A 21,184-nucleotide genomic window follows, 5' to 3' on the forward strand; every position below is an offset into this window, starting at 1 on the left:
GCGGTCTGGATGACCAGTGCCCGTTGGCGTGGGCGGGCAATTAGCAGCGTCATCGGGATTCGCAAACCCTAAATTGCGTTGGGTTGCAGAAATATTGCGCGGGGGCGGCTTCAGCCCCAGTTTCGGGGGTTGTTCGCGCGGCTGTTGGAGCGGTCGATCGCCATGATGATGCCCACGCACAGCATGACGGTCAGCATCGACGATCCGCCATAGGACATGAAGGGCAGGGGGATGCCCACCACCGGGGCCAGGCCCATCACCATCATCAGGTTGATGGCGACATAGAAGAAGATCGTCGTGGTCAGCCCCGCCGCGACCAGCCGGGCGAAGCGGTCGTTCGTACGCATCGCCACGCGCAGGCCCCAGCGGAACAGCAGCATGAACGCGCCGATCAGCAACAGGCCACCGGCCATGCCCCATTCCTCCGCCATGGTGGCGAAGACGAAATCGGTATGGCCTTCGGGCAGATAGTCGAGATGGCTTTGTGATCCCTGCAGGAACCCCTTGCCCCAGATACCGCCCGAACCAATCGCGATCTTGGACTGGCTGATATGATAGCCCGCGCCCAGCGGATCGCTTTCCGGGTCCAGGAAGATGAGGACGCGCTTCTTCTGATAGTCGTGCAGGAAGCTGAAGGCGATCGGCACGATGGCAGCCACGGTCAGCCCCGATCCGATGAACAGCCGCAGCGGCAAGCCGGCCAGGAACATGACGGTCACGCCGCCAGCCAGGATCATCGTGGCGGTCCCCAGGTCCGGCTGGATCAACACCAGCGACCATGGCATGCCGATCAGCAGGAGAGCGGGCCAGATCGCGTTCCAGCTGCGGATTTCGCCCACCGGCAGGCGCGCATAGAATTGCGCGACGGCCAGCACGATGACCGGCTTCATGAATTCGGACGGCTGAAGCTGCATGAAGCCCAGATTGATCCAGCGCTGGCTTCCCCCCGCGACCCCGCCGATCAACTCGACCAGAAACAGCGCCACCAGAATGGCGCCATAGGCGGGAAAGGCGAAACGCGCGAAGATTTCCAGCGGGATGCGGCTAAGGACCAGCGCCATCGCGGAAAATATGCAGAAGCGCACCGCCTGGTTGGTCGCCCAGGGGAAGATGCTGCCCCCCGCTGCGCTGTACAGGACCAGCGTACCGAAAACCGCGATGGCCAGCAACAGCGCCATGACACGCCAGGGGAATTGGGTGATGGGCTGGGGAATGATGCTCATGGCGCATCCGCCGCATTGCTGCCGGGGGGAGGAGGGGCGTCGTCCGATTCGTCGGCTGGTGGCGCCGCTGGTGCCTGCGTGGCGCTGTTGCCCGCCGCTGCTGCGTTGCTGCCATTGTCGGCGGCAGGTGGCGGGACTTCACCCTTCTCGATCGCTCGTGCCAGGCGGAACGCGCCCATTTGCCGCGCCTGCCTTTCCGATGGGGTGCCGCCCCAGCCCTTTTCCAGCGTCTCCAGCTTCTCCATCGCCTTCTTGGGATCGAACAGATAGGACAGCGTATCGCTGGCGATCATCGGCGCGTCCTCGTTACGGATCAAATGCCCGCCATGTTCGATGATGCAGGCGACCGCATAGCGCGGATTGTCGAACGGCGCGAACCCCTGGAACAGGGCATGGTCGCGCAGCTTGAACGCCAGTGAGCTGTTGCCGCGTACCCCGCCCGCGCGCTCGGCCATGGTGATGCGCCGGACCTGCGCGGTGCCGGTCTTGCCCGCGATCAGCACGCCGGGGATCGACATGCGCGCGGCCCCGCCCGTGCCGCCGCCATTGACGACTGCGCTCATCGCATCGCGGATGACGACCAGATGCTCTTCGGATGCGCCGACCAACGCAGGCTCGGGACGCTTCGCGCCGTGCAGGAAATTGGGCATGAGTTGCTTGCCGGTCGCCAGCCGCGCGGCCATCACCGCCATTTGCAACGGGTTGATCAGCATATAGCCCTGACCGATGGTGGCGTTCACCGTGTCATACACCTGCCATTTCTGGTCATATTTCTTCAGCTTCCAGGCCGGGTCGGGCACCGTGCCGTAACTTTGGCTGGGGAAGGGCAGGTCGAAACGCTGGCCCATGCCGCACCGACGCGCCATCGCCGCGATCCGGTCCATGCCGATGCGCTGGGCCATCTGGTAGAAATATATGTCGCAGCTCTGGGCGATGGCGGTCCGCATGTTGACCGCGCCATGGCCGCGCCGCTTGTGGCAGTGGAACAGCGTATTGCCGACGCGCAGCGCCCCGGAGCAGCCGACCGTTTCCTGCGGCCCGACGCCCGCTTCCAGCAGCGCGAGCGCCACCATCGGCTTGACGGTCGATCCGGGGGGATAAAGCCCCTGCAACGTCTTGTTGCGCAACGGGACATGGTCATCCTGCGACAACATGGCCCATTCCATATGGCTGATGCCATCCGAAAAACTGTTCGGATCGAAACTGGGCATCGACGCCATCGCCAGCACATCGCCATTGGCGCAATCGATGACGACGACGGAACCGCTCTGCGTCGCCAGCCGTCGTCCGGCATATTCCTGCAATCCCGCGTCGATGGTCAGCTTGATCGAATGGCCGGGCGTATCGGGCCGGGTGGTCAGTTCCCGCACGATCTTGCCGCGCGCCGTCACCTCGACCCGCTTGGCCCCTGGCTTGCCGGTCAGATGTTCGTCAAAGGCGCGTTCCAGCCCGTCCTTGCCGACCTTGAAACCCGGCGTGATCAGCAGCGGATTCTTGCGTTCCTTATATTCCTCCGCCGTCGCCGCGCCGACATAGCCCAGCAAATGACCGACTGTGGACCCGCCAGGATAATGGCGCGAAAAGCCCTGACTGGGCGCGACGCCCGGCAGGTCGGGCAGGCGTACGCTGACGGCGGCATATTGGTCATAGGTCAGCTTGTCGGCGACCTGCACAGGCCGGAACCCGGCCGACTTGTCCAGTTCCTCGCGAATGCGATCGACCTCGTCCGGCTCCAGGCTCAGCAATTGCGCCAGATGCTTCACCGTCGCATCGGCGTCCACCACCCGCTGCGGGATCAGGTCGACGCGAAAATCGGTGCGGTTGTTGGCCAGCGGCCGACCATGGCGGTCGATGATCCAGCCCCGGCGGGGCGGAATGAGCGTCAGGTTGACGCGGTTGCTCTCCGACAGGAGCGAATATTTCTCATTCTCCGCCACGCTGATCCACGCCATTCGCGCGGCCAGCACGGCGCCGACCGTCCCCTGGAGCGCCCCCAGCACCATGGTGCGGCGGGTGAAGGTGAAGGACTGGGCGGCTTCGGTGATGATCTGGCGTTTGGAACCGGGAAATTTCATGCCATCACGCGCCAGCGGTCGATCCGCGCGCATTGCCGGACGACGAAGGGAAACAACAATATCGTCCAGAACATCTGTGGCGCGACCAACAGCAACCTCACATCGCCTCCGCCGGTGATGCGGGCAAAGAACAGCCCGCCGGCCATGCAGACTATAATGGCGAAACCGGCGATCAGCCAGTCCTGCCGGTAACTACGCCATATCATGCGATGCTCGACCGCGTCGACGCCTATCAGCATGATGGTCCACAGGAACATGGCGGAACCGATCGGCTGCCCGCTCATCATGTCGTCGAACAGGCCGAGCGGCAGGCCGATCCACGCCCGCCACAATTCGGGGCGCAACAATCGCCAGGATAGCAAAAACAGCAGGCCAAAGGGCGGCATGACCGGCGATTGCGCGATCACCGGCAGCGCCGTGACGGACGATCCCAGCATGACGGTGATGACCGGGATGCCCGCCAGCCGAAAGCGGGACGGGTTCCGCCCCAGGCGCGGCACATAGTGAAGGTGCCGGTCGATCATGGCGTCGCTACATTGCCCGGCTCTGCGCCCTCCGCCGCGGCGGGGGCGCCTGGGTCGGGGCGCGTCACGACCTGCTCGAACGCGCGCTCGACCACGACCGCATCAACGCGCGATGGATTGGCCAGCGGGAAGCCCCAGGCGATTTCGCCCTGCACCCGCACGACGACCGCGACGGGAATGTTGGGCTGATATATGCCGCCAATGCCCGATGTGACCAGCAGGTCGCCCGGCTTGAACGGATTGCGCCCGGCCGACAGCGACCGGATTTCCAGCGATCCGTCGCCGGCTCCGGTCGCGATGGCGGGCACATTGTCATTCGCCCGCCGCACCGGCACGATGCTGCCGCTATCGGTCAGTAACAGGACGTCGGACGTGTTGGGCGTGGTGCTATGCACCCGTCCGATCAGCCCTTCCGTCGCGCGCACCGGCATGCCCGGCTGCACGCCCTGCCACCGCCCCGCGTTAAGGCGAGCAAAGCGCCGCGCGCTGCTGGAGGAGGAACTGATCAGCCGCGCCGTCAGCAACTGGCTGGCATCCTCATCGACCAGTTTGAGCAGTTTTTTCAGCCGCGCATTTTCCTGCGCCACGGCCTTGGCTTCGATGATGCGATTGCGATCCGCCTCCACCTGGCGGCGCAGCGCGACATTCTGCGACCCCGCACGCCAATAGGCGGCCAGAACTTCATCGATGGAACTGACCCCGCTCACCATGTTTTTCAGGCCCACGGACACAGGGCGGGTCAATTCGGCGGTGACTGCGCGAATACCTGCAAAACCGGTGGGATCGAAGATCGCGACGACGATCAGCAACAGCCCGATCGCTGCGCCGGTGACCGCCACCACATAGCTGGCGAACAGGCTATATTGCGCCTTCCGGTTGTGTCCGGGGCGTCGGCTGGGTGGCCGCGCCATCTACGCGTCCCTTTCGCTCTGGCCTAACGATCAGGCGGTTTGCAATACACCCCGGAAGATCGGATCTTCCATCGCACGGCCGGTGCCGATCGCCACGCAGGTCAGCGGGTCTTCGGCGATGGTGACGGGCAGGCCGGTTTCGTCGCGCAATTCGTCGTCCAGACCATGCAGCAACGCACCGCCACCAGTCAGGACGATGCCCTGATCGACAATGTCGGCGGCCAGTTCGGGCGCGGTATTTTCCAGCGCGATCCGCACGCCTTCCACGATCGTGCTGATCGGTTCGGCCAGGGCATCGGCAATCTGGCCCTGATTGATGCTGATTTCCTTGGGCACGCCGTTCACCAGATCGCGGCCCTTGATATGGATCGTCTCACCCACGCCATCGGCGGGCGACTGGGCGATGCCATATTGCTTCTTGATCCGTTCCGCCGTGGCTTCGCCGATCAGCAGATTGTGATGACGACGCACGAAGGACACGATCGCTTCGTCCATCTTGTCGCCGCCCACGCGGACGCTGGTGGTATAGGCCAGGCCACGCAGCGACAGCACGGCGACTTCGGTGGTGCCGCCGCCAATGTCGACGACCATCGAACCGATCGGCTCGGTCACGGGCATGTCCGCGCCGATCGCGGCGGCCATCGGTTCCTCGATCAGGAACACCTGCCGCGCACCGGCATTGCTGGCGGCATCGCGAATGGCGCGACGCTCGACGCTGGTGGAGCCGGACGGCACGCAGATCACGATTTCAGGCGCGCGCCAGGGGCTGTGCTTGCCGCCATGCACCTTGGTGATGAAATGCTTGATCATCTGTTCGGCGACATCGATGTCGGCGATCACGCCGTCACGCAGCGGCCGGATGGCCTCGATCGAATCCGGGGTCTTGCCCATCATCAGCTTGGCGTCGACGCCGACCGCCTTCACCCGCTTCACGCCGTTCAGCGTTTCGACCGCCACCACCGACGGCTCGTTCAATACAATGCCGCGACCGCGCACATAGACCACCGTATTGGCGGTGCCCAGGTCGATGGCCATATCCTGCGAAGTGAATTTGAAGAGACGCGAGAAGATCGACATGCCTTATCCTGTATCGCCCGCCGTCCCCGCGACGCGACTGGGGGACCGGTCGGAAAGCTGTTCCGCTCATCACTGCGCTAAATGGCTTCTGCCCTGTTCAGTTGTCCTGTGCAGTGCAAAATATTTGGCGTCGCGGGTCGCGGAAAGCGACCGATTGGGCTAGTCCCTAATCAATGTCAATACGCCGCCTGCCCGAACATCTGGTCAATCGTATCGCTGCCGGTGAAGTGGTTGAAAGACCCGCCAGCGCGCTCAAGGAAATTGTTGAAAATGCGTTGGACGCTGGCGCGACTCGCATCGCCATCCGCCTGTCGAACGGCGGACTCGACCGGATCGAGGTGAGCGACGACGGTGTCGGCATGGATTCGGCCGACATGGCCCTGGCACTGGAACGGCACGCGACATCCAAGATGCCCGATGACGATGCCATTGAAAATGTGGCCACTCTGGGTTTCCGTGGCGAAGCGCTGCCGTCCATCGCCAGTGTCGCGCGCCTGTCGATCGACAGCCGTCGGCAGGGCGGGGAGGGCTGGAACCGCACGGTCGACAATGGGCAGTTGGTGGCGGAGGGGCCAGCTGCCTTGCCCCCCGGCACCCGCGTCACCATCGAGCAGCTTTTCGCCAAGGTTCCCGCCCGCCGCAAATTCCTGCGATCGGCCAAGGCGGAATATGCCGCCTGTCTCGACATCGTCCGCCGTCTCGCAATGGCACATCCCGCCGTTGCTTTTGCGCTGGAACATGACGGTCGCCGGACGCTGGGGGTGCAGGCGGGCGACGCGCGGGAGGAAAGGGTGGCCGCGCTGACGGACCGGGCGCTGGCGGACAATCATGTCATCATCAGCCTGGCGCGCGAAGGCGTGCGCCTGTCGGGCGTGGCCTCCATTCCTACCTACAACCGCGGCGTGGGCGATCATCAATATCTGTTCGTCAATGGCCGCCCCGTGCGCGACCGGCTGCTCATCGGCGCATTGCGCGGCGCCTATGCCGACATGCTGGCGCGCGATCGGCATCCGGTGGTGGCCCTGTTCCTCGACGTCCCGCCGCTCGACGTGGACGTCAATGTCCATCCCGCCAAGACGGAGGTGCGCTTCCGCGATCCCGCGATGATCCGGGGCATGATCATTTCGGGCCTGCGCCGCGCGCTCGACGAACAGGGCTTTCGCGCGGTCCAGAATGCTGATCCCGCCGCGCTGTCCGCCTGGCGCGCCGAACCCGTCTCGCCCACGCCGATCGGCGCGATGCCGATCTTTGACGCCGCGCCGGTCAGCTATAACCCGCTCGCCGCATCTTCCTTCGGCGATCGCCGTTCCAGCTTCATGACCCCGCCACCGCAGGCGCGCGCCGAACCTGCTATGGCCCCCGCCCCGGAAGGGCAGAGCTTCCCGCTGGGCGTCGCGCGCGGCCAGGTCGCGCGCACTTACATCGTCGCGGAAGCGGAGGACGGCCTCGTCATCGTCGATCAGCACGCAGCCCATGAGCGGCTGACGCTGGAACGGATGCGCCGGGCGATGGAAGGGCAGGGCGTCCAGTCGCAGGCGCTGCTGCTGCCCGAGGTCGTCGAACTGGAAGAACCGGCCTGTGACCGGCTGGAATCGCGCGCACCGGAATTGCACGACTTCGGCCTAGACCTCGAACGCTTCGGCCCGTCCGCCATGCTGGTCCGCGCCGTACCGGCCATGCTCGGCCAGTCGGATGTCCAGGGCCTTGTCAAGGATCTGGCCGACGATCTCGCCGCCTATGACAGCGCCCTGTCGCTGAAGGAACGGCTCGACCTCGTCGCCGCGACCATGGCCTGTCACGGATCGGTTCGCGCGGGCCGGGTGCTGAGCGTCGCGGAAATGAACGCCCTGCTTCGCGAAATGGAAGTCACGCCACGCTCTGGCCAGTGCAACCATGGCCGCCCGACCTGGGTGAAGCTGGGCCATGGCGACATAGAAAAATTGTTCGGAAGGAAGTGATCTGATGACGATCCTCGCTGCCTTATTGCTTGCCGCTGCCCCGGTTGCCGCCACGCAATGCACCGCACCCGCACCATTGGCCGAACCCTGGACCAGTTGGACCCAGAGCGGACGCGCAAAGGCGGGCGTTCAGGCGCATGGCGCACCCGCGATGATCCTGGGAAAGCCGGTCACCGCCACGCTGACGCCCGCCGCCCATGTCCAGTTCGCCGTGCCGCCGGGCAAAGGGGCGAACGATGGGCATGGCGGTCTCTTCACCCTGTCGCTCAAGCAGGCGGCACGGGTCGGGATCGCGCTTGATGGCCCGGCCTGGGTTGACGTCATCACCGGCACGCAAACGACCGCCTCGGTCGAACATGGTCATGGCCCGGACTGTTCGGGCATCCGCAAGATCGTCTGGTTCGACCTGCCCGCCGGTCGGCATCTGGTGCAGATTGCAGGGTCGAAAGCCGCCGATGTACGGGTGATGGCGGCCGACGCGCTGGCCAACCAGCGACAGTAACACGGACAGCGTGTTCCCGCGCAGGCGGGAACACGCCGCTACCGCATCAGACTCAAACCGGCCGCGTCCGCCACAATGCAATCGGGATCATGGTCAGCACCGCGTCGTCATCCTGATTGAGGATCGTCACCTTGCTGTGAACGATGCCCATTTCCGGGCGGCTTTGCGACGCCTTCTTGGCAATGACCTCGCTGGTGCCGCGCAGCGTGTCGCCGGGCCGCACCGGGCGCAGCCAGCGAAGCTCGTCGACGCCCATCGCGCCCAGACTCGCCGCCTGCCGCCCCGGATCGCGCTGCATCTCGGTCACAAACATCTTCATGAACAGGGCGGTGGTGTGCCATCCGCTGGCCGACAGCGTGCCGAAATGGGTGGCAGCGGCTGCCTCGTCGGACAGATGAAAGGGCTGGGCGTCAAACTCGGCGGCGAAGGCGATCGTCTCCTCCCGGCTCACCGTCAGAGGACCAAAGGCGATGCTATCGCCCACCGCAATATCCTCGAAATAGACTGTCGCGTCCGCCATGATATTTCCTTTCATGACGGACCTAATGCGAACTTACGTTTACGTCAATGTCAACTAATTTGGAGGGAAGGCTGGCCGCGCGGCACTGTCATGGTCGCGCGCGTGCTGATCGCGCCGCCCGGCGTGGATACCTGATCCACCACCCGCGCCTTCGTCGTCCAGGCATCGGGCGTCACTTCGCACACCAGATAGCCACGCTGGTCGTTGATGAATTTCAGCTCCGGATTGTTCTTCAGCATCATGTCGCTGCCGATCCTCAGATCGGACCCGTTGCCGCCCGACGAGATGGAGGTCGACACAAATTCCACCGCCACGGTCTTGTCGCCATTGTCGAGCAGCCCGGCGAAATTCTGGTGCTCGTCCCCGGTCAGCACGATCACATTGTCCAGCCCGCGCATCTTGGCCAGCAAGCGGTTGCGCGGCACGCTATAGCCGGCCCAACTGTCGATATTATAGATTTTCGCCTTCTCGTCGGCATAGCGGCGCCGGTCGAGCGACATCATCATCACCTGCTGCGCCAGGCAATTCCATTTGGTCCGCCCACGCTTCAGATTATCGACTAGCCAGCTTTCCTCCTGCGCCGAAATGACGGTCGCCTTGCTGTCGTCAATGCCGGGACAATAGGGTTTGAACCCGTCATTGCACGGCTGGTCGCTGCGGAAGGATCGGGTGTCCAGAAAGTCGATCGACAGCAGGTCGCCAAAGCGCGCCTCGCGATACATGTTGGTGATGATGCCGTCGCGGGGCAGCATCGCGGCGCGCACCGGCATATATTCATACCACACTTGCAACCCGGCCTGACGGCGCAGGCGGAAAATCTCCGGCGGCACATCCTTCCAGTCATGGTCGCCGACCCAGTTATTTTCGACCTCATGATCGTCGAAGGTCGAAAACCATGTGTGGTTCGCGCGCGCGGCCTGCAGGTCATAGTCGCTCAGATATTGCGCATAGCGCAGCCGGTAATCGGCCACGTCGAAACAATCCTGGCCGATATGATGGCGGACCTGATCCTCCGGCAACCCGTCCTTGTCATAATCGGGTCCGCGCTGCTTATATTCATAGATGAAATCGCCATAGTGAAAGACGAAATTCAGGTCATCCTCGCGCGCCAGATGGCGGAACGCAGTGAACAGCCCATCCTCATAATTCTGGCAGCCCGCGACCCCGAATTTCAGGCTCGCAGGGCTGGCCGACGCCAGCGGCAAAGTGCGCGCCCGCCCGCGCGACGACTGGTCGCTGCCCAGGGCAAAGCGATACCAATAGGGCCGGTCGGGTTGCAAACCCGTCACCTCGACATGGACGCTATGGCCCAGTTCCGGCCGCGCCGTCGCCTCGCCCGAAGCCACGATGGTCTTGAACCTGTCGTCGCTCGCCACTTCCCATTTCACCGGCAGCGGCACCATCGGCATGCCGCCATGCGGCTCGAACGGTTTGGGGGCCAGCTTGGTCCAGATGACGAAGCCGTCCGCCGCCGGATCGCCCGACGTGACGCCCAGGGCAAATGGGTAGCCCGCAAACCAGCTTTGCGCCTTCAACAATGCGGGCGCGCCGATCAGCGGCGCCGTAGTTGCAACGGTCAGTATCTGGCGACGGGAAAACATGGCGGCGACTTTCTGTATGGCTGTTTTACGACTGTGTCTTAGCCTGCTGCCCTAGCTTCGCAATATGACAGATCGACGCAAGCACGTCAGACGATCCAATCGCGCAAGACCCGCCACCGCTCCGCCTTCTGCGCGCGCGACAATGTGGCATGCGCGCCGCTGGAGGAGGGGAGGTCGATCAGCGTCAGGTCGTCCCGCCCCGCCAATTGCCGTCGTCCATGCACGGCTGCCGTCCTGCCGTTGAACGCGACCGCCTGCAACGCGGGCAGGGCCGCAACGAATTGGCCCAGATCGCGAAGCTGCGCATCGCTGATCGCGCTGTCCAGACTGCCTGGCCGGGTCGCGCTGGCGATCACGTCCCACAGCCCCACGCCCCGCGCCCGCAAACGCTCCAGCCGCAGCGCATAGGGCTGCCCGACCAATGCCTCGCCCAGCACATCGCCGATCAGCGCCCAGAAAGCATTGCCCCGATGCGCATAATATTCCTGCCGCGCGATCGACACATCGCCGGGCAGGCTGCCCAGGATCAGCAGCCGGGTGTCGGCATCAACGCTGGGCAGGAAGGCGAATTTGAGAGCCATAAAGCCAGCCTAAGAACGTGCTCCCGCGAAGGCGGGAGCCCAGTCCCACGCCTGAATCAGGCTCCCGCCTTCGCGGGAGCACGTTGCGTCAAACGTTAAACCGGAACAGCATGATGTCGCCGTCCTGCGTTACATAATCCTTGCCTTCGGACCGCCACTTGCCTGCTTCCTTGGCACCCGCCTCGCCATTGAACTGGACATAGTCGGCATAGGCCATGGTTTCCGCGCGGATGAAGCCCTTTTCGAAATCGGTATGGATCGCGCCAGCCGCCTGCGGGGCTTTCGACCCCTTGTGTACGGTCCAGGCGCGCGCTTCCTTCGGCCCAACGGTGAAGAAGGTGATGAGGCCCAGCAACTCATAGCCAGCCCGGATGATCCGCGCGAGGCCCGCTTCGGTCAGCCCCAGGGCTTCCAGATATTCGCCGCGCTCCTCGACTGGCATGGTGACCAGTTCGGCCTCGATCGCTGCCGATACGATGACCGCGCTGGCATTTTCCGCCGCCGCCTTTTCGAACACCCGTGCGGAATGGGCATTGCCCTGCGCCGCCGCGCCTTCCTCGACATTGCAGACATAGAGGACGGGCTTGGCCGTCAGCAGTTGCGCCTGCGCGAAGAGGCGTGCTTCCTCGTCATCGCGTGGCTGGGTCAGGCGCGCAGGCTTGCCATCGCGCAGCAATTCCAGCGTCTGCCCCAGCACGGAAGCGGCGGCCTTGGCCTCCTTGTCGCCCTGCGCGCCCTTCTTCAGCAGATTGGGCACGCGCTTTTCCAGGCTTTCCAGATCGGCCAGCATCAATTCGGTCTCGACCGTCTCGGCGTCGGCGATCGGGTCGACCTTGCCCTCGACATGGGTGATGTCATCATCCTCGAAACAGCGCAGCACATGGACGATGGCGTCGGTTTCGCGGATATTGGCCAGGAACTGGTTGCCCAGCCCTTCGCCCTTGGACGCGCCGCGGACCAGGCCGGCAATGTCGACAAACGCCAGCTGCGTCTCGATGATCTTCTGCGACCCGCCAATCTTCGCGATCGTCTCCAGCCGGGGGTCCGGCACAGCCACGCGCCCCTCGTTTGGCTCGATCGTGCAGAAGGGATAATTCGCCGCCTGCGCCGCCTGCGTTTCGGTCAGCGCATTGAACAGGGTGGACTTGCCCACATTGGGAAGCCCGACGATACCGCAACGAAAACCCATTTGACTGCCTTCACTTCAAATCCGATGGCGCGCCCGATAGCGGTTTCGCCGTGCATTGGCCAGCCTTTGCCCCATCGGCGACAATATCCGACCGATCAGGTGATGACGCTCGGCGCGTCCATGCCGGTATAGCCGCGAATGTCGGCCAGTTCCTGCGCGGCGGCGACGAGCGGAGCCAGCGCGTCCCCCGTCGCCAGATTGAGGTCGCCATCGGGCGCCATGTACCGCTCGATATAGACGCGCAGCGTCGCCCCTTGTGTGCCGGTGCCCGACAGGCGGAACACGACCCGCGATCCATCCTCGAACAATATACGCACGCCCTGATTGCGGCTGACCGATCCGTCGGTCGGGTCGGTATAGGCAAAATCATCCGCCGCGCTGATCGTCCCGCCGCTGTTGCCGGTTCCCGCCAGACTGTCGATCTTGCCGCGCAGCGCCGCCATCAGCGCATCGGCCCGGTCGGTGGCGATGGCCTCATAATCATGCCGGGCGTAATAGTTGCGGCCATAGGTCGCCCAATGATCGGCCATGATCGCCGCCACGCTCTGCCGGCGCGCCGCCACGATGTTCAGCCATAGCAGCACCGCCCAGATGCCGTCCTTTTCGCGCACATGGTCGGACCCGGTGCCCGCGCTTTCCTCGCCGCAGATGGTCGCCATGCCTGCGTCGAGCAGATTGCCGAAGAATTTCCAGCCGGTCGGCGTTTCGTAGAGCGGAACGCCCAGTTTCTCCGCCACCCGATCTGCCGCGCCGCTGGTCGGCATCGACCGCGCAATGCCCTTCAGCCCCGCCTTGTAACCGGGCGCGAGATGCGCGTTCGCGGCCAGCACCGCCAGCGAATCCGACGGCGTCACATAGCAATGCCGTCCGATGATCAGGTTGCGGTCACCATCGCCGTCCGACGCTGCGCCGAAATCGGGCGCGTCGACGGCCATCATCTTGTCGTAAAGCTCTTTGGCGTGGACCAGATTGGGGTCGGGATGGTGATGGCCGAAATCGGGCAGGGGGGTGCCGTTCATCACCGTGCCCGCCGGCGCGCCCAGCCGCCGCTCGAATATCTCGACCGCATAGGGGCCGGTTACCGCGCTCATGGAATCGAAGGCGAGGGTAAAGCCGCCCGCGATCATCGCCCGGATCGCGCCGAAATCGAACAATTGCTCCATCAGGTCGGCATAGCCCGTGACCGGATCGACCACCTCGACCAGCATGTCGCCCATCCGGCTCGTGCCGATATGGTCCAGATCGACGTCGTCGGCGTCCAATATGCGATACTGGTCGATCGTCAGCGTGCGCGCATGGATCGCATCGGTCACCTTCTCCGGCGCCGGGCCACCATTGCCGACATTATATTTGATCCCGAAATCCTCGTCCGGACCGCCCGGATTGTGGCTGGCCGACAGCACCAGCCCGCCAAAAGCGCCCGACGCGCGGATCAGGTGCGACGCGGCTGGCGTCGACAAAATGCCGCCCTGACCCACCAGCACTCGGCCAAATCCGTTGGCCGCCGCCATTTTCAGGACGATCTGGATGACCTCGCGATTGAGATAGCGCCCGTCGCCACCCACCACCAGCGTCTGCCCGGCAAAGCCTTCCAGACTGTCGAACACGGACTGGACGAAATTTTCGGCATAATGGGGCTGGGCAAAGACCTTCACCTTCTTGCGCAGGCCCGACGTTCCCGGCTTCTGATCGTTGAACGGCGTGGTCGAAACTGTCTGAATCACCCGGTAACCCCCTGCAAGACGCAATGTCCCTCGCCCTTATGGCCCGGCGTTGTGACAATTCGCAATGCAGTTATTGCCTGCCCGTCCGCTCAATCCGCCAGCCGCAGCGCGACTTCGTTCATGAACCGCGCATCGTCATTCTTCGCCAGCCATTCCGCTTCCGCGCCGATCGCGCCCAGCATGTCGGCCAGCGCGTCGCTCTCGCTCTTGTGATAATTGCCCAGCACATAGTCATGCACCCGGTCCTTGTGCCCCGGATGACCGATGCCGATCCGCACCCGGCGGAAATCCGCGCCGATATGCGCGTCGGTCGATCGCAGGCCGTTGTGCCCGGCATTGCCGCCGCCACGCTTCACCTTCACCTTCATCGGCGCCAGGTCCAGTTCGTCGTGAAAGACGGTCACGTCCTGCGGCGTCAGCTTGTAGAAGCGCATGGCCTCGCCAACGGCTCGCCCGCTTTCGTTCATGAATGTCGCGGGTTTCAGCAGCAGGATCTTCTCCGGCCCGATCCGCCCTTCCTGGGTCCAGCCCTGGAACTGCTTGCGGGGCGGGGAGAAGCGATACAGGTCCGCGATCAGGTCTGCGACCATGAAGCCGACATTATGCCGGTGCATCGCATATTGCGCGCCCGGATTGCCCAGGCCCACCCAGATTTGCATCGTCGCTTGCTCCTTCACGACAAAACCCCGTTCGCCCTGAGCCTGTCGAACCGCTAGGTCCGACAAGCCCAGCCCGAACGGGGTTGAGCTGAACCGTTATACGGTCGAAAGGCTTATTCGGCTTCCGCCTCGGCCTCGCCTTCACCTTCGGCGCTCTTGAGAGCCGACGGGGCGACGATGGTCGCGATCGTGAAGTCGCGATCCTCGATCGCGGGCTTCGCGCCCTTGGGCAGCGTCACCGCGCTGATGTGGATCGAATCGCCGACTTCGAAGCCGGTCAGGTCGACCACGACATCGTCGGGGATTTCGGAAGCATCGACGACCAGTTCGACATCATGACGAACGACGTTCAGCACGCCGCCCTTCTTGAGGCCGGGCGAGGCGGCTTCATTTTCGAAACGCACAGGGACCGCGACGGTCACGCTGGCATGTTCGGCAACGCGCAGGAAGTCGGCGTGCAGTGGACGGTCCGAAACTGGGTGGAAGGCCACATCCTTGGGCAGGGTGCGGACGGTCTTGCCGTTCACTTCGACCATGATGACCGAATTGAAGAAGTGGCCGGTGCCGAGCAGCTTGTTGAGGAGCTTTTCCTCGACATGGATCGACAGGGGTTCTTCGTTCATTCCATAGATGACGGCGGGTACGCGGCCCTCACGGCGGAGGGCGCGGGAGGCTCCCTTGCCTGCCCGATCGCGTGCCTCGGCCGACAGCGTAAGCTGCTCGCTCATTGCGTGTCTCCAAAAGCTGGTTTGAGTTACTTTTCCCGCCACGCCTCCAGGGATGACCATAGCGGGAGCGCGCCCTTTAGCAGAAAAGTCCCAGAAAGCAAGCGGGCCAACACGCGGTGCTCCCGCGAAGGCGGGAGCCCAGTTCATACGTCTCGACTGGACTCCCGCCTTCGCGGGAGCACAAAGCGCCTACTGCACCCGCGTCACTGCAAACCCGCGCGCCTTCAGCAGGTCGATCAGATTCTCCCGTCCCGTCAGATGCCCGGCGCCCACCGCGATGAACGGCGCGCCCTTCATCGGTTCGATGGCCTTCACCCAGTCGCGGTTGCGCGCCACCAGCACCGCTTCCTCGACCACCGGGTCGGGCTGCTCGCCAATCTGGTCCTCCCTGGCGATCGCTTCCATGTCGCCCGTGCTCCAGGCTTTGAGGATGCGGTCATACAGCCCCTTCATATCCTTGGCCTCATGCACGGTCTGCACCAGCAGGCGCGATTGCGCCGCTTGCGGCAGCGTGTCGAACGCGCTGAACTGCCGTTCGATCGTCTCCAGCCCGTCAATCGGCTTGCCTGCCTTCGTGAAGGCCGCGATCAGCACCGGCTCGACCCCGTCATCCTGACTGACGCCCAGCCCCTGCTGCGTCGCCGCCGACAACAGCATCGCCGCTGCCCAGCTTTCATAGCCGGACAATATTTGCGTGCTGGTCCCGCCATCGCTGATCGCCTTGTCGAGCGCAGCTTTCTCCTTGTCCGGCACGCGCGCTTCGAGCGGCGGCAGGCCCGGACTGCGCCCCATGGATTCGAACAGGGCGAGCGTTTTCTCCTCGTCCTGCAAATCCGCCGCCTCCAGCACCAGCCGGTCGGCCTTGGCCATCGCTGCGCGGATCGTCGGCGTCTCCCACGCTACCCCCTTGGGCAGCACATGGATGGTGCCGAACAGCCATCCCTTCATGTCGCCGCGCTGCACCTGCCACAGCGCCGGGCCTTCCTTTGCCGCGGGCGATGGGGCAGGGTCACCGCCACAGGCGGCAACCAGCGTCAGCGCACACAATGCCAGAAAATGCGCCAGAAATCGGGTGAACAGCCGCATCCCCGCTTACTCCTTCACGCGCCGGGTCTTGATGCCCAGCGCCTTCAACTGATCCTGCACGCTGCCCTTGCCCGCCAGATGCCCAGCGCCCACGGCCACGAACACGGTGCCGGGCCGGTCCATCCGCCCCTTTATCCACTGCGCCCAGTTCGCATTGCGTCCGATCAGCAATGTCTGCGCCAGCTGCGGCGTCGCTTCGAGCGATTCGTTCATCGACCTGGCCAGCCGATTGGGGTCGCCCGCCTGCCAATAGCGCAGTAGCTTGGCGAACTCGCCCTCCATCTCCGGCAATCCATCGACCGTCGCGTTCAGAAACTCGATCTGTTGCGCCATCGGCAGCGTGGCGAAGAAATCGATCTGCTGCTCGACCGTCTCCAGCGCCTCGACCTGCTTGCCCGCCTTCACCGCCGCCGCGCGCAAGACCTTCTCCGCGCCCAGATCGGCCCGGTAGCCCAGCTTCTGGAGCGGCGCGACCGACAGCGCCATGCCCGCCATCCACGGGGCAAAGCGTTCGAACGCCTGCCACGGCATCGCATTGGCCTCCATCGCCGCGCGATATTTCGCCCGCGCCGCGTCGTCCAGCCGGTCCGACAGCGCCACCCCGTCGCCCGCGACCGCCTTGCTCATCATGACAGCGCCCATGGCATTGGGATCGTCCGGCTCGATAATCTCCAGCACCAGCTCGTCCGCCCCGTCGAACGCAGCCTTCACATCGCCGCGAAACCAGTCGATCCCCGGCTTCATCACATGGACGGTGCCGAACAGGTAGATGGTGGTGTCCGCATCCTGCACCCGCCACAGGGCGGGGGTGGCAACGATATTGGCGGGCGTGGCTGGGCGCGCCTGCGCCACGCCACTCATCATCAACAGCGCAGCGGCGCATAAACGAAGCATCTTCATGCCGCACACATGCGGGCAGGGCGGCCCAAGGGCAAGCCGCTTAGGGTGCAGACCCATAAATTACGAGGTCGAGATGGAGACAAAAATGGCTGGTGGGAGGGAGAGCGCGCGGCGAGATAGCGGGACTATCTTGCAAGCGTTCGACCGCTCCACCGGCCATTTTCGTCCCACCCCTTCGGGGCAGGATTGTCCGGGCCCTGTGGTACGTCGAAGCCCTCGACCGGGCAATTTTGCCCGCTCTTCGCGCCTCTCCTCCCACAGAATCCCGGACAATCCTGTCTCGATCGTCGTAATTTATGGGTCTGCACCCTCACCCTGTTTTGCGCGCGTTTCCCTTGACCGTATCGGCCCCATACGCCAATGCGCGACGCCAAGATAAACCGTCATATCGCAAGGATCACCCGTGGCCGAAGGCAAAGCGCTTTCCTTCCAGGACCTCATCCTGACCCTCCATGCCTATTGGGGGAAACAGGGCTGCGTCATCCTCCAGCCCTATGACATGGAAGTGGGCGCAGGCACCTTTCACCCCGCGACCACCTTGCGCGCGCTGGGGCCAAAGCCGTGGAACGCCGCCTATGTCCAGCCCAGCCGCCGCCCGACCGACGGCCGCTATGGCGAAAATCCCAACCGGCTCCAGCATTATTACCAATATCAGGTGATCATGAAGCCGTCGCCCGCCAACCTTCAGGATCTCTATCTTGGGTCGCTGATGGAAATCGGCATCGACCCGCTGGTCCATGACATCCGCTTTGTCGAGGATGATTGGGAAAGCCCGACGCTGGGCGCCTGGGGGCTGGGCTGGGAAGTCTGGTGCGACGGTATGGAAGTCAGCCAGTTCACCTATTTTCAGCAGATGGGCGGCTATGACTGCAAGCCGGTCGCGGGTGAACTGACCTACGGGCTTGAACGGCTGGCCATGTATATTCAGGGCGTCGACAGCGTCTATGACCTGAAATTCAACGACGCGGGCGTCACCTATGGCGACGTGTTTCATGAAAATGAAAAACAGATGTCGAAATGGAATTTCGAGGTCGCCGACACCGAAAAACTGTTCCGCTGGTTCAAGGATTGCCAGGCCGAATGGCGCCAGTGCATCGACAATGGCGTCCCGCTCGCCGCGTTCGAGCAGGCGATCAAGGCATCGCACACCTTCAACCTGCTACAGGCCCGCGGCGTCATCTCCGTACAGGAACGCGCCAGCTACATGGGCCAGGTCCGCGACATGGCCAAGGGCAGCTGCGAAGCATGGATGGAATCCAACGGATGGACGGCGTGAATCCAGCACTTAACATCCTCCCCTTGCAGGGGAGGTGGCGCGCCGGAGGCGAGACGGAGGGGTGTTGCCCTGTCGATAAGGCGACACCCCTCCGTCTGGCTGCGCCAGACACCTCCCCTGCAAGGGGAGGATTTTCTACATGTGGGTATGACCAATGACTGACTTCCTCCTCGAACTGCGCTGCGAGGAAATTCCTGCGCGCATGCAATTGAAGGCCAGCGACGATCTCGCCCGCCTGTTTACCGAGGAACTGGCCAAGTCCGGCCTCACCCCCGGCGCGATCGACAGTTTCGTGACGCCGCGCCGCCTGGCGCTCATCGCCCGCGACCTGCCGCTGGAAACCGCCGCCGTCAGCGAAGAACATAAAGGCCCGCGCACCAGCGCGCCGCCCCAGGCGCTCGAAGGCTTCCTGCGCAAGACCGGACTGACCCAGGACCAGCTGGAGGATCGCGACGGCGTCTGGTTCGCCGTCGTCAACAAGCCGGGCCGCGCCACTGCCGACGTGCTGGCGCAGGCCATCCCCACCATCATCCGCGCCTTCCCCTGGCCCAAATCGATGCGCTGGGGCATCGCGTCCCAGACCACCGAAAGCCTGCGCTGGGTCCGCCCGTTGCAGGGCAGCGTCGCGATTTTGGGCGAGGACCTTATCCCCTGCGAAGTCGACGGCATCCAGTCGGGCTACGCGACGCTCGGCCACCGCTTCCACCACAGCGGCGAGATCACCATCGGCGGCGCGAGCGATTACGCCGAAAAGCTGCGCGCCTGCCATGTCATCGTCAGCCATCAGGAACGCCAGTCGATCATCGCGGAAAAATCGGCGCAGGCCGCCGCCGCCCACGGCTACACGGTGGTAGAGGATAAGGGGCTGATCGCGGAAAATGCGGGCCTGACCGAATGGCCGGTCCCGCTGCTCGGCGATTTCGACCCAGCCTTCCTGGAGGTGCCGCCCGAAGTCATCCAGTTGACCCTGCGCATCAACCAGAAATATTTTGTCCTGCGCGATGGCGACGGCAAACTCGCCCCCGCCTTCATCTGCACCGCCAATATCGAGGCGAAGGATGGCGGCGCAGCGATTATCGCGGGTAACCGCAAGGTGTTGGCCGCACGTCTCTCCGACGCGCGCTTCTTCTGGGAACAGGACCGCAAGACCCGGCTGGAGGATCACGCAAAGAAGCTGGAACGCATCACCTTCCACGAGAAACTCGGCACCGTCGCCGACAAGGTCGAGCGCGTGGCGAAACTCGCTCGCTGGCTGGTGGAAGAGGGCATCGTCACCCCAACCACCACCGTCACCCCAGCCACTACCGTCACCCCAGCGAAGGCTGGGGTCTCAGGCGGCAGCACACCAACGCCTGAGATGCCAGCTTCCGCTGGCATGACGAAGGATCAGTTGGCAGACCTCGCCGAACAGGCCGCCCGCCTGTGCAAGGCCGACCTCGTCACCGAAATGGTCGGCGAATTCCCCGAACTGCAAGGCGTCATGGGCGGCTACTACGCCCGCGCCGAAGGCCTGCCCGACGCGGTAGCCGACGCCATCCGCGACCATTACAAGCCGGTCGGCCAGGGCGACGATGTGCCCACCGCGCCGGTCACGGTAGCGGTGAGTTTGGCGGATAAGCTGGATACCATTGGAACGTTCTTTTCTATTGACGAAAAACCAACAGGTTCACGAGATCCCTTTGCGCTTCGGCGGGCCGCGTTAGGTATAATTTCGCTGCTGCAAAATAACGAGCTAAGATTGCCACTACTGAGGCCATTCGCTGCAACATATATACCAGCACGAATTCATCAGAACTTAGATAATTTTGAAATCTCTCATGCAGAGATGGCACTTAGTGACGACTATTTTGGAGCACCATTCGAATTCGCTCGCAATCTTCGGCGTGCAAATTTGCGGATCGCTTCTCGATTGATTGCTGACAAGGGCGATGATCATCGAGAAGTTATAGCTCTGACGGAAGCCGCCGAGATGCAGTATCGAGATCGGATTGATGAATATCTCCGATACGAGATTGAATTTATCGACTTCTTCGCCGACCGCCTCAAGGTCCAGCAGAAGGAAGCCGGTGTCCGCCACGACCTGATCGACGCGGTGTTTGCCTTGGGTGGCGAGGATGATCTCGTCCGCCTGCTCGCCCGCGTCCACGCGCTCCAGTCCTTCGTCGCGACCGACGATGGCGCAAACCTGCTGGCGGGCTACAAGCGCGCCGCGAACATCCTCAAGAAGGAAGCGCCTGCCCAACCCACCACCGTCATCCCCGCGAAGGCGGGGACCCATCTCCCAACCGAGCAACCAGACACAGCGGCGGCGATGGATTCCCGCCTTCGCGGGAATGACGGGCCTCTTTCCTACACCCCCGAAATAGCCGAAGCTGCGCTCATCGCCGCGCTCGACGTGGCGGAACCGCGCACGGCTCAGGCGGTGGCGGCGGAGGATTTCGAGGGCGCGATGGCGGCCCTTGCAACGCTCCGCGCACCCATCGACGCCTTCTTTGAAAGCGTGACGGTCAATGATCCCGATGCGGACAAGCGCGCCGCCCGCCTCGCCATTCTGGGTCGGGTCCGCGACGCCGTTCACAGTGTGGCAGACTTTTCGAAAATTACCGGGTGACGTAATGAAATGTCATGTTTGCCGGGAAAAGTACGAAGT

18 protein-coding genes are annotated in these 21,184 nt (G+C 63.8%); 4 read left to right on the forward strand and 14 right to left on the reverse strand.

Going from position 1 to position 21,184, the window contains the following annotated elements:
• Positions 1 to 110: 110 nt before the first annotated feature.
• From rodA to IWY39_RS02155, 5 genes are read right to left on the reverse strand one after another with little or no spacing between them, the layout of a single operon-like run.
• Positions 111 to 1,223 carry a rod shape-determining protein RodA gene (gene rodA / locus IWY39_RS02135; protein ID WP_017183091.1) on the reverse strand — a complete coding sequence of 371 codons (1,113 nt, stop codon included), beginning with the start codon at positions 1,221 to 1,223 and terminating at the stop codon, positions 111 to 113.
• Complete coding sequence (gene mrdA, locus IWY39_RS02140; RefSeq protein ID WP_107124065.1) at positions 1,220 to 3,298, reverse strand: penicillin-binding protein 2; 2,079 nt, start codon at positions 3,296 to 3,298, stop codon at positions 1,220 to 1,222. Before mrdA ends, rodA begins: the two co-directional genes overlap by 4 nt.
• A complete protein-coding gene (gene mreD / locus IWY39_RS02145) occupies positions 3,295 to 3,822 on the reverse strand; it encodes a rod shape-determining protein MreD (protein WP_017183093.1) in 528 nt (175 codons plus the stop codon). Before mreD ends, mrdA begins: the two co-directional genes overlap by 4 nt.
• Positions 3,819 to 4,733 carry a rod shape-determining protein MreC gene (gene mreC / locus IWY39_RS02150; protein WP_017183094.1) on the reverse strand — a complete coding sequence of 305 codons (915 nt, stop codon included), beginning with the start codon at positions 4,731 to 4,733 and terminating at the stop codon, positions 3,819 to 3,821. Before mreC ends, mreD begins: the two co-directional genes overlap by 4 nt.
• Before the next feature lie 30 nt (positions 4,734 to 4,763).
• Positions 4,764 to 5,810 (reverse strand): rod shape-determining protein, encoded by a 1,047-nt coding sequence (locus IWY39_RS02155; protein WP_017183095.1) that lies wholly within the window; start codon positions 5,808 to 5,810, stop codon positions 4,764 to 4,766.
• Between the two features lie 173 nt (positions 5,811 to 5,983).
• Between IWY39_RS02155 and mutL the strand changes: the two genes are divergently transcribed.
• Entirely contained in the window at positions 5,984 to 7,768 is a 1,785-nt protein-coding gene (gene mutL, locus IWY39_RS02160) for a DNA mismatch repair endonuclease MutL (protein WP_107123999.1), read from the forward strand.
• Between the two features lie 4 nt (positions 7,769 to 7,772).
• Entirely contained in the window at positions 7,773 to 8,270 is a 498-nt protein-coding gene (locus IWY39_RS02165; protein ID WP_107123998.1) for a hypothetical protein, read from the forward strand.
• 52 nt (positions 8,271 to 8,322) lie between these two features.
• On the opposite strand, the gene IWY39_RS02170 is transcribed toward IWY39_RS02165, so the two are convergent.
• The 9 genes from IWY39_RS02170 to IWY39_RS02210 form a co-directional block, all read right to left on the reverse strand.
• Positions 8,323 to 8,790, reverse strand: a complete 468-nt coding sequence (locus IWY39_RS02170) for a MaoC family dehydratase (RefSeq protein ID WP_026149494.1) — start codon at positions 8,788 to 8,790, stop codon at positions 8,323 to 8,325.
• Between the two features lie 50 nt (positions 8,791 to 8,840).
• The gene (locus IWY39_RS02175; RefSeq protein WP_107123997.1) at positions 8,841 to 10,391 is read right to left on the reverse strand and encodes an alkaline phosphatase D family protein; all 1,551 of its coding nucleotides are present in this window, start codon (positions 10,389 to 10,391) and stop codon (positions 8,841 to 8,843) included.
• An 86-nt stretch (positions 10,392 to 10,477) separates the two neighbouring features.
• Positions 10,478 to 10,972, reverse strand: coding sequence for a DNA-deoxyinosine glycosylase (locus IWY39_RS02180; protein ID WP_107123996.1), 495 nt, complete (start codon positions 10,970 to 10,972; stop codon positions 10,478 to 10,480).
• Positions 10,973 to 11,060: 88 nt separating this feature from the next.
• Positions 11,061 to 12,161, reverse strand: coding sequence for a redox-regulated ATPase YchF (gene ychF / locus IWY39_RS02185; RefSeq protein ID WP_017183661.1), 1,101 nt, complete (start codon positions 12,159 to 12,161; stop codon positions 11,061 to 11,063).
• 95 nt (positions 12,162 to 12,256) lie between these two features.
• Positions 12,257 to 13,885, reverse strand: a complete 1,629-nt coding sequence (locus IWY39_RS02190; protein ID WP_107123995.1) for an alpha-D-glucose phosphate-specific phosphoglucomutase — start codon at positions 13,883 to 13,885, stop codon at positions 12,257 to 12,259.
• An 89-nt stretch (positions 13,886 to 13,974) separates the two neighbouring features.
• Positions 13,975 to 14,544, reverse strand: coding sequence for an aminoacyl-tRNA hydrolase (pth, locus tag IWY39_RS02195; protein ID WP_019052049.1), 570 nt, complete (start codon positions 14,542 to 14,544; stop codon positions 13,975 to 13,977).
• A 113-nt stretch (positions 14,545 to 14,657) separates the two neighbouring features.
• Positions 14,658 to 15,272 (reverse strand): 50S ribosomal protein L25/general stress protein Ctc, encoded by a 615-nt coding sequence (locus IWY39_RS02200; RefSeq protein ID WP_017183664.1) that lies wholly within the window; start codon positions 15,270 to 15,272, stop codon positions 14,658 to 14,660.
• Between the two features lie 189 nt (positions 15,273 to 15,461).
• A complete protein-coding gene (locus IWY39_RS02205; RefSeq protein ID WP_107123994.1) occupies positions 15,462 to 16,358 on the reverse strand; it encodes a TraB/GumN family protein in 897 nt (298 codons plus the stop codon).
• A gap of 6 nt (positions 16,359 to 16,364) precedes the next feature.
• Positions 16,365 to 17,258 (reverse strand): TraB/GumN family protein, encoded by an 894-nt coding sequence (locus tag IWY39_RS02210; protein ID WP_107123993.1) that lies wholly within the window; start codon positions 17,256 to 17,258, stop codon positions 16,365 to 16,367.
• 403 nt (positions 17,259 to 17,661) lie between these two features.
• Here IWY39_RS02210 and IWY39_RS02215 point away from each other — a divergent pair, with 403 nt between their 5' ends.
• On the forward strand, positions 17,662 to 18,534 hold the full coding sequence (locus tag IWY39_RS02215; protein ID WP_107123992.1) for a glycine--tRNA ligase subunit alpha: 873 nt from the start codon (positions 17,662 to 17,664) through the stop codon (positions 18,532 to 18,534).
• 154 nt (positions 18,535 to 18,688) lie between these two features.
• The gene (gene glyS / locus IWY39_RS02220) at positions 18,689 to 21,145 is read left to right on the forward strand and encodes a glycine--tRNA ligase subunit beta (RefSeq protein ID WP_107123991.1); all 2,457 of its coding nucleotides are present in this window, start codon (positions 18,689 to 18,691) and stop codon (positions 21,143 to 21,145) included.
• The last annotated feature ends 39 nt before the right edge of the window (positions 21,146 to 21,184 follow it).

This window comes from Sphingobium sp. JAI105, from assembly GCF_015752145.1.
Taxonomy (GTDB): Bacteria; Pseudomonadota; Alphaproteobacteria; order Sphingomonadales; family Sphingomonadaceae; genus Sphingobium; species Sphingobium xenophagum.

Excerpts from the sequence above, each read along its gene's own strand:
- rodA (WP_017183091.1), bottom strand. The coding sequence starts at position 1,223 with ATGAGCATCATTCCCCAGCCCATCACCCAATTCCCCTGGCGTGTCATG.
- mrdA (WP_107124065.1), bottom strand. The coding sequence starts at position 3,298 with ATGAAATTTCCCGGTTCCAAACGCCAGATCATCACCGAAGCCGCCCAG.
- mreD (WP_017183093.1), bottom strand. The coding sequence starts at position 3,822 with ATGATCGACCGGCACCTTCACTATGTGCCGCGCCTGGGGCGGAACCCG.
- mreC (WP_017183094.1), bottom strand. The coding sequence starts at position 4,733 with ATGGCGCGGCCACCCAGCCGACGCCCCGGACACAACCGGAAGGCGCAA.
- IWY39_RS02155 (WP_017183095.1), bottom strand. The coding sequence starts at position 5,810 with ATGTCGATCTTCTCGCGTCTCTTCAAATTCACTTCGCAGGATATGGCC.
- mutL (WP_107123999.1), top strand. The coding sequence starts at position 5,984 with ATGTCAATACGCCGCCTGCCCGAACATCTGGTCAATCGTATCGCTGCC.
- IWY39_RS02165 (WP_107123998.1), top strand. The coding sequence starts at position 7,773 with ATGACGATCCTCGCTGCCTTATTGCTTGCCGCTGCCCCGGTTGCCGCC.
- IWY39_RS02170 (WP_026149494.1), bottom strand. The coding sequence starts at position 8,790 with ATGGCGGACGCGACAGTCTATTTCGAGGATATTGCGGTGGGCGATAGC.
- IWY39_RS02175 (WP_107123997.1), bottom strand. The coding sequence starts at position 10,391 with ATGTTTTCCCGTCGCCAGATACTGACCGTTGCAACTACGGCGCCGCTG.
- IWY39_RS02180 (WP_107123996.1), bottom strand. The coding sequence starts at position 10,972 with ATGGCTCTCAAATTCGCCTTCCTGCCCAGCGTTGATGCCGACACCCGG.
- ychF (WP_017183661.1), bottom strand. The coding sequence starts at position 12,161 with ATGGGTTTTCGTTGCGGTATCGTCGGGCTTCCCAATGTGGGCAAGTCC.
- pth (WP_019052049.1), bottom strand. The coding sequence starts at position 14,544 with ATGCAAATCTGGGTGGGCCTGGGCAATCCGGGCGCGCAATATGCGATG.
- IWY39_RS02200 (WP_017183664.1), bottom strand. The coding sequence starts at position 15,272 with ATGAGCGAGCAGCTTACGCTGTCGGCCGAGGCACGCGATCGGGCAGGC.
- IWY39_RS02205 (WP_107123994.1), bottom strand. The coding sequence starts at position 16,358 with ATGCGGCTGTTCACCCGATTTCTGGCGCATTTTCTGGCATTGTGTGCG.
- IWY39_RS02210 (WP_107123993.1), bottom strand. The coding sequence starts at position 17,258 with ATGAAGATGCTTCGTTTATGCGCCGCTGCGCTGTTGATGATGAGTGGC.
- glyS (WP_107123991.1), top strand. The coding sequence starts at position 18,689 with ATGACTGACTTCCTCCTCGAACTGCGCTGCGAGGAAATTCCTGCGCGC.